At 66.0% G+C, this 9144-nt stretch carries 11 protein-coding genes; 1 reads left to right on the top strand and 10 read right to left on the bottom strand.

Annotation, left to right across the window (positions count from 1 at the left end):
* Nucleotides 1–138: 138 nt before the first annotated feature.
* The 4 genes from N825_RS25060 to N825_RS25045 form a co-directional block, all read right to left on the bottom strand.
* Nucleotides 139–600: a DUF1489 family protein gene (locus N825_RS25060; RefSeq protein WP_342666045.1), complete on the bottom strand. Its 462-nt coding sequence runs from the start codon at nt 598–600 to the stop codon at nt 139–141.
* An 89-nt stretch (nt 601–689) separates the two neighbouring features.
* Nucleotides 690–1028 carry a hypothetical protein gene (locus N825_RS25055; RefSeq protein WP_037458204.1) on the bottom strand — a complete coding sequence of 113 codons (339 nt, stop codon included), beginning with the start codon at nt 1026–1028 and terminating at the stop codon, nt 690–692.
* Nucleotides 1029–1156: 128 nt separating this feature from the next.
* Nucleotides 1157–2089: a hydroxymethylglutaryl-CoA lyase gene (locus N825_RS25050; RefSeq protein ID WP_037458109.1), complete on the bottom strand. Its 933-nt coding sequence runs from the start codon at nt 2087–2089 to the stop codon at nt 1157–1159.
* A 75-nt stretch (nt 2090–2164) separates the two neighbouring features.
* Complete coding sequence (locus N825_RS25045; RefSeq protein ID WP_037458107.1) at nt 2165–3112, bottom strand: ion channel; 948 nt, start codon at nt 3110–3112, stop codon at nt 2165–2167.
* A 310-nt stretch (nt 3113–3422) separates the two neighbouring features.
* On the opposite strand from N825_RS25045, the gene N825_RS25040 reads away from it, so the two are divergent.
* Nucleotides 3423–3842: a DUF3775 domain-containing protein gene (locus N825_RS25040; protein WP_198038889.1), complete on the top strand. Its 420-nt coding sequence runs from the start codon at nt 3423–3425 to the stop codon at nt 3840–3842.
* A gap of 19 nt (nt 3843–3861) precedes the next feature.
* On the opposite strand, the gene N825_RS25035 is transcribed toward N825_RS25040, so the two are convergent.
* The 6 genes from N825_RS25035 to N825_RS25010 all read right to left on the bottom strand — a co-directional run bounded on the left by N825_RS25035 (nt 3862) and on the right by N825_RS25010 (nt 8919).
* Nucleotides 3862–4476 (bottom strand): 2-hydroxychromene-2-carboxylate isomerase, encoded by a 615-nt coding sequence (locus N825_RS25035; protein ID WP_245613227.1) that lies wholly within the window; start codon nt 4474–4476, stop codon nt 3862–3864.
* 88 nt (nt 4477–4564) lie between these two features.
* Nucleotides 4565–5278: a response regulator gene (locus N825_RS25030; RefSeq protein ID WP_037458100.1), complete on the bottom strand. Its 714-nt coding sequence runs from the start codon at nt 5276–5278 to the stop codon at nt 4565–4567.
* A 176-nt stretch (nt 5279–5454) separates the two neighbouring features.
* Complete coding sequence (locus tag N825_RS25025) at nt 5455–6594, bottom strand: acyl-CoA dehydrogenase family protein (protein WP_198038888.1); 1140 nt, start codon at nt 6592–6594, stop codon at nt 5455–5457.
* 34 nt (nt 6595–6628) lie between these two features.
* Nucleotides 6629–7027 (bottom strand): RidA family protein, encoded by a 399-nt coding sequence (locus N825_RS25020; RefSeq protein ID WP_037458097.1) that lies wholly within the window; start codon nt 7025–7027, stop codon nt 6629–6631.
* 39 nt (nt 7028–7066) lie between these two features.
* Nucleotides 7067–8269 carry an acetyl-CoA C-acetyltransferase gene (locus N825_RS25015; protein WP_198038887.1) on the bottom strand — a complete coding sequence of 401 codons (1203 nt, stop codon included), beginning with the start codon at nt 8267–8269 and terminating at the stop codon, nt 7067–7069.
* 125 nt (nt 8270–8394) lie between these two features.
* Entirely contained in the window at nt 8395–8919 is a 525-nt protein-coding gene (locus N825_RS25010) for a hypothetical protein (RefSeq protein ID WP_037458091.1), read from the bottom strand.
* Between the last annotated feature and the right edge of the window lie 225 nt (nt 8920–9144).

Here is a 9144-nt window from a genome sequence, read left to right as displayed (position 1 = left end):
GCGTGTCGGCGGCGTCAGCCACCAGCGCTTCGGTGAGGCGGTATATAGACCCCTGATTTCAGCCTCGCAACACAAAAAGCTGCCAGCCGGTGAAGTTTTTTTGACTGGGCCGTGACAGGCGGGGCGTCGAGCCCGCCTTCAAGCCAGCCCCAGCTCGCGCAATTCCGCCAGGATATGGGGCGGCAACTCGCCTTCGGGATCGGCGTCGGCGAGATCGCGCGGCGCCAGATCGGGTTCGAGATAGCGCCACCCCTGGAACGGCTTCTTGGATTGCGGCACCGTCGGAACCAGCGTCGGGTCCAGGATGATCCTGCACCAGGTCTGGCCCTCCTCCCCATCGACCAGTTCGAAATCGACCACCCGCTGGCGGCAACGGACCTGCCCCTTGACGACCCAATAGATCGACCCGCCGTCGATGACCTCGTCGGGGCGGCGCGGTTTCCGGCGGGTATAGGCTGGCACGACGGATTGTCCCTCGCGGACGAACCGGCGGCCTTGCTGGACCTCGGCGAGATGGTCGGGATCGGTGATCCCGACCGCCATCTTGATCATGTGAATGGGCATGAGGTTCCGCATGCTGACGACGAGTTTGATCAGCACCAGATAGCACGCCCGCCAACCGGATAAAGACGGTGGAGAAGGGGGAGGTGGATAATCCGCTATGCGTGCTCGAAGCGCGCCCGCTGGACTCAGGCCGCGATCGTGTTGATGTCGCGGCAGCGGCTTTCGAAAGAGTCGGAGATGAACTCCGGCCGCTTGTAGAAACCCTTGATCCAGCTGGCCAGCATGCACAGCTCCTCGAGCTTCACGATCTCGTCCAGCGTTCCCTCGGGAAAGGTGATCTGGAAGCTCTCGGCGATGAATTCCAGCACCTGCTCGACCTGCTCGATCGACAGCCCCATGTCGGTTTCCAGGGTGGCGGTTCGGACCAGGATCTTCTCGTCTATGTCGAACTCGTCGCGGATCAACTTGACGATCCAGCGGAACATGTTCATCCAGTTTTTGACGTCTTCCGTGGATCTTGACATGGGTTCCATCAACCCACGCCAGCAGACGGGGCCCTGTTCGGATCGAATTGATACGAGCTTAGCCCAATTCCGTTAAAAAACGTTGTCAGTCCCGTCCGACAAAAGCGTTAGGCCCGCTAGACTTAAGGTCAGCCGCCAGCCGCCGCCATGGCGCGCCCAACCCGCGACGCGTTGGGCCGCTCCAGCCGCTCCGAGATCCAGGCGCCGGCGGCCGCGACCCTATCCAGATCAACGTCCGTTTCGATGCCGAGACCATTCAGCATGTACAACACGTCCTCCGTGGCGACATTGCCCGACGCGCCCTTGGCATAGGGGCAGCCCCCCAGTCCGGCGACCGAACTGTCGATCACGGCGATCCCCGCCTCCAGCGTGGCGAGGATGTTCGCCAGCGCCTGACCGTAGGTGTCGTGAAAATGAACCGCGAGTCGATCGATCGGAACGGCTTGGGCCACGGTGTCGATCAGGTCGCGCGCCTGCCCCGGCGTGCCGACCCCGATCGTGTCGCCCAGCGAGACCTCGTAGCAGCCAAGCCTCATCAGGCGCTCGGCGACGTCCATGACCGCGGCCGAATCGACCGGCCCCTCATAGGGGCAGCCGAGCACGCAGCTGACATATCCCCGCACCCGCATGCCATGCCCAAGCGCCGTCTCGACCACCGGCTTGAACCGCTCGAAGCTCTCGTCGATCGAGCAGTTGATGTTCTTCCGGCTGAAGGATTCCGACGCGGCGCCGAAGATCGCGATCTCGTCGACGCCGGAGGCGATCGCCGCCTCCAGCCCCTTGGAGTTCGGCACCAGCACGGGATAGGAGATCCCGGCGCGCCTATGGATGCCCGCCAGCACCTCGGCGGTGTCGGCCATTTGCGGCACCCACTTGGGCGACACGAAGGCTCCCGATTCGATCACCGGCAGTCCGGCCTCGGTCAACCGGTCGATCAACTCGATCTTCACCGCCGCGGGAACGATCCCCTTTTCATTCTGAAGGCCGTCGCGCGGACCAACCTCGACGATCTTGATCTGGCTCTTCAGCCCGGTGAAGGAGCCGGTCTTAGGATTGGCCATCTCGGATCTCCTCATGGTGGCGCCAGGGTTCGGGCGTCCAAGGTTCGCGTGTCCCGCATCCATTCAGCCACCTCGTCAGCCACCTCGCCGGTCGGTCCGGTGGCTGATGATCGCGCTGAACCCGAACAGCAACAGCAGGATCCCCAGCAGGATCTCGGTCGCCGCGATCAGCCGCGAGAAGCCGGTATGCGGCTGGATATCGCCGTAACCCACGGTGCTGAGCGTGACCAGTGAAAAATAGAGACTCTCCGGAAAGGTGATGTCCCTTGGCCGGCCGTCGATCACGAAGTTGGGCGGATCGGTGAACCGGTCCAGGATGGTGTAGAGCGACGCGAAGACGATCACCAGCAGCGAGTAGAAGGTCAGGAAGGCGAAGGCCGGCACCACCAGCCGGGCGGCGGCCTGGAAGAAGCCCTCGAACAGCAAGCCCGTGTCGAGAAGGAAGATCGCGATGTCCCGGCTGACGAACAGCACCACCAGCGAGATCGCGACCATGGCGAGCAGGAACAGTTTGGTCACCGCCGCGGGCGCCAAGTCGTGCCCCGGCATCAGGAAGGTCAGGAATCCGATCGCGATGACCGGCAGCAGCCACAGGAAGATGCGGTCGAACCGGCCTCCCGGGCGCAGCACATCCGTCAGCACGATGGTCCGGACGGCGTGCCGCTTCCAATAGGCGCCGCCGACGAAGGCGGCCAGGGGCATGACGAAGCCGACGGCCTGGACCATGGGCGTCAGCGTCTTGAAGTTGCCCTCCACGAAGAGGACGAAGATCGACGCGTAGATGCCGATGAAGTTGGCCAGCGCGATGGTGAAGAACTCGCCGCCGGGGAACAGCCTGTGGAAGATGTAGACCACGATGGCCACGGTCGCGAGCAGCACGAAGGCGAGATCGCCCGCGACCGTCTTGATCGACAGCGAGATTAGGCCGAGCAGAACGCCGGTGAAGACGACCGCGCTCAAGCCGCCGTGAAGCCTGGCGCGGCGTCTGGCGAGGCGCCGCGCGCGGGCATCCTCCTTCGGCATCGGTGGCGGACCGGGTTTTGGGCTGGTCCGCGAAGGATCGGACATCATGACAGCCGAAGCTCGGGGAGTTTCGCGAAGCGGGACGATTCGGTCTGGCGCATCGGTAATCCCCCGGGGTCTCGCGTTACTTCGCCCTGATGCCATTTGAGGGTCGAACAATCGACATAGCTATACCGATCGACCATTCCGATCCAGCTTCCGGATGCCATGCGGCACCGTGTCCAGGGCGCGGGTGGGAACGGGGCGGGAACCGGCCGGGACTGCTCCTGTTGGGTTTTCGTCCATGGACCGGAAGCGATGGAGGAAGACCATGCTGGACAATCTCGAGATCGACCAGATCGAGCGGATCGCCGAGCTTTCCGACGAGTGCCGGCAAATTCGCGACACCATCCTCAACAAGACCTACCAGAGCGATGTCGACGAGGAGCCGAACGCCCGGGGGGAACGCAACCCCAGTTCGTTCGACAGTCTCGAAGTGGTCGAGGCGGCCGATGACAGCGGCAAGTACCAGCGCCTGCGCGGCATGATCGCCGATCTCTCCGAGGATGCCCGGATCGAGCTGAGGGCGGTGATGTGGATCGGGCGGGGCGACTTCGCGGCGGGCGACTGGGGCAAGGCCATGGCCCAGGCCGATGGCGCCGCCAACCTGACGGTGATCGACACCATCGCCGAGAAGGCGGACCTTCACGACTATCTGATGAAGGGCCTATACAAGCTGGGATTGCGGTGACCCGCGTCAGGCCCCCCGCTCACCAGCCGCCACGCTCCAGCCACCGGTCGACCTGATCGAGCCGGTCCGCTCCCCAGAACGCCTCCCCGTCGACGATGATGAAAGGAGCGCCGAACACGCCTTGGCGGATGGCCTCGTCGGTTTCCGCCCTGAGCCGGTCCTTGACCACCGGGTTCTGGACACCGGCCAGCAAGTCGGAGACGGCGATCCCAAGCGGTTCGGCCACCTCGGCCACCTGCTCGGCGGTCGTCATGTCCCGTCCCTCGCCCCAATGGGCGTGGTAGATCGCCTTGGCGAGGTCACGCGCCTTGGCCGGATCGACATCCTCGAGCCACCAATAGGCCCGCGACGCCACCAGGGCGTTCAACGGCGCCTTGGCCGGCATGGTCAGCGGCACCCCCAGCAATCGGGCGAAGCGCGGTACGTCGTGAGCCAGATACCCACCCCGCAGCGGTTGCTCCATGACCGGCTTCATGCCGCTGACCTTGAAGATGGCGCCCAGCAGGATCGGGTGCCAGCGCACCGCGCGACCATGACGCTCCGCGATGCCGTCGATCCGGGTCGCCGCGAAATACCCGTAGGGCGAGGCGAAGTCGAAATAGAAGTCGAATGTCCCGTTCATGGGCGCGTTCATGGGTTTGTCCCTCCCCCGGTTGTTTGGCGCCACCCTATCGTCGGCGGGGATATGCGGCAAGCCCGGCTCCACCGATCTTGGGATCGGCTCAGATCGGTTTGACCTTGGCGTCGAACGAGTATCCAAGCCCCCGTTCGGTCCGGATGATCTGGGGTTCCTTCGGGTTCGACTCGATCTTCCGGCGCAGCCGCAGGATCAGCACGTCGATGCTGCGGTCGAACACCTCGGCCCCGTCGATCCGGGTGAGATCCAAAAGCTGATCGCGCGACAGCACCCGCTGGGGCTGCTTGACGAAGGCCGCCAGCAGGGCGAATTCCGCCTTGGTCAGATCCACGTCGCGATTGTCGGGGGATGTCAGCCGCTGCGACGCCAGATCGAAGCTCCAGCCGGCGAAGCTGACCGCCGCGCGCAACTCGTCGCCGGCGCGGACGGCGCCCGCCTCGCCGACCCGGCGCAGCACAGCCTTGATCCGGGCCAGCAACTCGCGGGGGTCGAAGGGCTTGGTCAGGTAGTCGTCGGCCCCCAGTTCCAACCCGACGATCCGGTCGACCGCCTCGATCTTGCCCGACAGGATGATCACCGGAAGCTGGCTCTCGGTCCGAAGCTGCCGAACCAGCGCCAACCCGTCGCCATCGGGCAGTCTCAGGTCGAGCAGGATCAGGTCGACCGGCTCGGCGGCCAGGGCCTCCTCCATGGCGGCGCCCGTCGCCGCCAGCGTGACCCGAAATCCCTCACGAGTGAGATACTCCTCGAGCATCTCCTGAACCTGTTCGTCGTCGTCGACCGCAAGTATGTGTGTCACAGTGCCCGGCCCGGATTGACGAAGATTCCCAGGGCACGGGAAAACCCCGTCCCTCCCTAGCCAAAATAGATAGTCCAAGAGATTATTGACACGCAATAGCGGTCAAGCACGCCCCTATGCGTCCTTTTGGTTTTCCGGGGATCGCCGGTGATCGGTTGAGCTCGCGGTGTCTGGTCTCAATCCTCGGCGGCGATCTGGCGGCTGATGATCAGGCGCTGGATATCGCTGGTCCCCTCGTAGATCTGGCAGACGCGGACGTCGCGGTAGATCCGCTCGACCGGGAAATCCTCCAGATAGCCGTAGCCGCCATGGATCTGGATCGCGTCGGAGCAAACCCGCTCGGCCATCTCCGACGCGTTGAGCTTGGCCATCGCGGCTTCCTTCAGGCACGGGATGCCGGCGTCGCGCAGGCTGGCGGCGTGCATGACCAGATGATGCGCCGCCTCGACCCGGGTCGCCATGTCGGCCAGCCGGAAGGCCACCGCCTGATGCTCGATGATCGGCACGCCCATGCTCCGGCGCTCCTTGGCGTAGGCGAGCGCGTGCCGATAGGCGGCGCGCGCCATGCCGACGGACTGGGCGGCGATGCCGATCCTGCCGCCCTCGAGGTTGGCCAGCGCGATGCCATAGCCCCTGCCCTCCTCGCCCAGCATCAGGTCCGGCGTCAGGCGGCAGCCCTCCAGCACGATCTGGGCGGTGTCCGAGCAGCGCTGGCCAAGCTTGTGCTCGATCCGGGCCACCGTGTATCCCGGCGTGTCGGTCGGCACGATGAAGGCGCTGATGCCGCGCTTGCCGGCGGCGGGATCGGTCACCGCGAAGACGATCGCGGCCCCGGCGTTGCGCCCGTTGGTGATGAACTGCTTGGTGCCGTCCAGCACCCAGTGGTTGCCGTCGCGCCGCGCCCGCGTCTTGATCGCCGCCGCGTCGGACCCGGCCTCCGGTTCGGTCAGGCAGAACGCGCCCAGCATCTCGCCGCGCGCCATCGGCCGCAGGAACCGTTCCTTCTGGTCGGTCGTGCCGAACTTCAGGATCGGCATGCAGCCGACCGAATTGTGGACGCTCATGATGGTGGACACGGCGCCGTCGCCACCCGCGATCTCCTCCAGCGCCAAGGCGTAGGAGACATAATCGGTGCCGGCGCCGTCCCATTCCTCGGGCACCACCATGCCCAGCATCCCCAGCTTGCCCATCTCGGCCAGGGCCTCGACCGGGAACGTAGATGTCCGGTCCCACTCGGCCGCGAAGGGCGCCAGCCGCTCCGCCGCGAACTGGCGCGCCATGTCGCGCACCATGGCCTGTTCCTCGGTGATCAGCATTCTTTACCGCCTGAAATCCTTGATTCCGTTTCGGCTAGACGCCCGGCGCCGACCCGACGCGCGCCGTGACCTCGATCTCGACCTTCATCCGGGGATCGATCAGGCCGCTGACCACGCAGGTCGCCGCCGGCCTGATCTCCCCGAAGACCTCGCCCAGCACCGGATGAAGCTCGTTCCAGAAGGCGGCGTCGGTGATGTGGTAGCGGGCCCGCACGACATCCGACAGGCTCGCCCCCGCCTCGGCCAGCGCCGCCGCGATGGTCCGGAAGGTCTGGCGTGCCTGCTCCGCGACGTCGTCGGATATGGTGCCGGCCGCGTAGTCGAACCCGGTGGTGCCCGAGACGAAGACCCAATCGCCCTCCACCACGGCGCGCGAGTACCCCGCGATTCGCTCGAACTCCGATCCGCCCGAAATCAACCGGCGCCCCGTCATCACTCCCTCCCGTACATCATGGCCGGTCGGCATGGGGCGTCAGCCCAGCCGCTCGACCGCCATCGCCGTGGCCTCGCCGCCGCCGATGCAGAGCGACGCGACACCACGACGCAGCCCGTGCTTCTCCAGCGCCGCCAGCAGGGTCACCAGGATGCGGGCGCCCGACGCGCCGATCGGGTGGCCCAGCGCGCAGGCGCCGCCATGGATGTTGACCTTGTCATGGGGCAGGTCCAGCTCGCGCATCGCCGCCATGGCGACCACGGCAAAGGCCTCGTTGACCTCGAACAGGTCGACGTCGCGGGCCAACCAGCCGACCTTGTCGAACAGCTTCCGCATCGCGCCGACCGGCGCGGTGGTGAACCAGCCCGGCGCCTGGGCGTGGGTGGTGTGGCCGGCGATGGCGGCCAGCGGCGTGACGCCGCGGCGCTCGGCCTCCGACAGGCGCATCAGAACCAAGGCCGCCGCCCCGTCGGAGATCGAGCTGGAATTGGCCGCCGTCACCGTCCCATCCGGGCGGAAGGCCGGCTTCAAGCCGCCGATCTTGTCCGGAGCCGCCTTGCCCGGCTGCTCGTCGCGGGAGATCACGACATCGCCCTTCCGTGAACGGACGGTGTGGGGCGCCACCTCCCGATCGAAGGTGCCGTCCTCCACCGCCGTCCGGGCCCGCGTCAGCGAGGCGACGGCGTAGGCGTCCTGCGCCTCGCGGGTGAACTGGTAATGGCGGGCGCAGTCCTCCGCGAAGGTGCCCATCAGACGGCCCTTCTCGTAGGCGTCCTCCAGCCCATCCAGGAACATGTGGTCGAGCACGCGGCCATGACCCATACGGTAGCCACCGCGCGCTCGGTCGAGCAGGTAGGGGGCGTTTGTCATGCTCTCCATGCCACCCGCCACCATGACCCGGTTGGTCCCGGCGGCGATCAGGTCATGGGCCAGCATGGCGGCCTTCATGCCCGATCCGCACATCTTGTTGATGGTCGTGCAGCCGACCGACTCGGGGATGCCGGCTCCCAGCGAGGCTTGCCGCGCCGGCGCCTGTCCCAGGCCGGCCGGCAGCACGCAGCCCATGATCACCTCGTCGACCTGATCGGCGGCCAGTCCGGCGCGGTCGAGGGCGGCGCGGATCGCGGTGGCGCCCAGTTCCGGCGCGGTGGCCGTGGCGAGGTCGCCCTGGAAGCCGCCCATCGGCGTGCGCGCGGCGGCGGTGATGACGATGGGATCTCCGCCCATGGGTTGACTGGTCATTGGGGTCCCCCCTCGATCGTTGGCTCCGGCTGTCCCGCCGGTCTGGCCGTGATGTGACCCGACAAGCGGCCTGGGCGCAAGCGATCGATGAGGGATCCGGAAGGAGCCCGCCCTATTTCAGTCCCCTATTTGAGCCGGGGCAGCGGGATCGACGCGCCCGGGGTGCCCGGCGTCATCTTCGTCTGGATCGGCGAGACCACCACGTCGATGTCGGTGCGCTTGGTGTCGTCCTTCTGGATGCTGATCCGGATGGTCGCCACGCGCTGGTCGCGCACGAACGAGATCGAGGTCCGGCGGGCGCGGACGATCGCGGTCTCGGCCCAGCCCATCTTGGGCATCTCCGTCCGGTAGAACTGCGTGACCTGGATGACCGAATAGGGCGCGTTGAGGATGACCTGACCGGTCCAGTCGTCGTCGTTGCCGACCAAAACCGTGTCGTCTATGGCGAAGCTGCTGCTCGGTGGGACCGGCAGTTGCGGGATGGTCAGCACATCGGGGGGAATGCCGGGGGGGCCATTGCCGGGACCGTTGGAGCTGGATATCGGCGGCAGGGGCTGCGCCACGGCCGGAACCACCGCGAGGCCGGCGACACCGGCCAGCGACAGGAAGAGCAACAGGGCGGCGCTCGCCACCCGGCCATCACGTGCCATGCTAAACCTCAAAACGAATCGAAACCGAGGATCTCGGCTGATCAAAAAATGGCGCTATCAATCACGACGGTGGCGTCACGGTGGAAACAAACCATCCGACAGCAATCAATTAAGCTCATAAATCACAAAAATTCTCCTAATTTGCAAGGCTTAGGAGATACGCACCCGCCGAAACACACGCGGAGGAGTCCGCGGCGGCACAAAGCCAACTATGTCTAATGTCAT

The sequence above is a fragment of the Skermanella stibiiresistens SB22 genome (assembly GCF_000576635.1).
GTDB lineage: Bacteria > Pseudomonadota > Alphaproteobacteria > Azospirillales > Azospirillaceae > Skermanella > Skermanella stibiiresistens.
Note: the sequence above shows the minus strand (reverse complement) of the source record. Positions and strands in the feature narration are given on the sequence as shown.

Excerpts from the sequence above, each read along its gene's own strand:
- N825_RS25055 (WP_037458204.1), bottom strand. The coding sequence starts at position 1,028 with ATGTCAAGATCCACGGAAGACGTCAAAAACTGGATGAACATGTTCCGC.
- N825_RS25050 (WP_037458109.1), bottom strand. The coding sequence starts at position 2,089 with ATGGCCAATCCTAAGACCGGCTCCTTCACCGGGCTGAAGAGCCAGATC.
- N825_RS25045 (WP_037458107.1), bottom strand. The coding sequence starts at position 3,112 with ATGCCGAAGGAGGATGCCCGCGCGCGGCGCCTCGCCAGACGCCGCGCC.
- N825_RS25040 (WP_198038889.1), top strand. The coding sequence starts at position 3,423 with ATGCTGGACAATCTCGAGATCGACCAGATCGAGCGGATCGCCGAGCTT.
- N825_RS25035 (WP_245613227.1), bottom strand. The coding sequence starts at position 4,476 with ATGAACGCGCCCATGAACGGGACATTCGACTTCTATTTCGACTTCGCC.
- N825_RS25025 (WP_198038888.1), bottom strand. The coding sequence starts at position 6,594 with ATGCTGATCACCGAGGAACAGGCCATGGTGCGCGACATGGCGCGCCAG.
- N825_RS25020 (WP_037458097.1), bottom strand. The coding sequence starts at position 7,027 with ATGACGGGGCGCCGGTTGATTTCGGGCGGATCGGAGTTCGAGCGAATC.
- N825_RS25015 (WP_198038887.1), bottom strand. The coding sequence starts at position 8,269 with ATGACCAGTCAACCCATGGGCGGAGATCCCATCGTCATCACCGCCGCC.
- N825_RS25010 (WP_037458091.1), bottom strand. The coding sequence starts at position 8,919 with ATGGCACGTGATGGCCGGGTGGCGAGCGCCGCCCTGTTGCTCTTCCTG.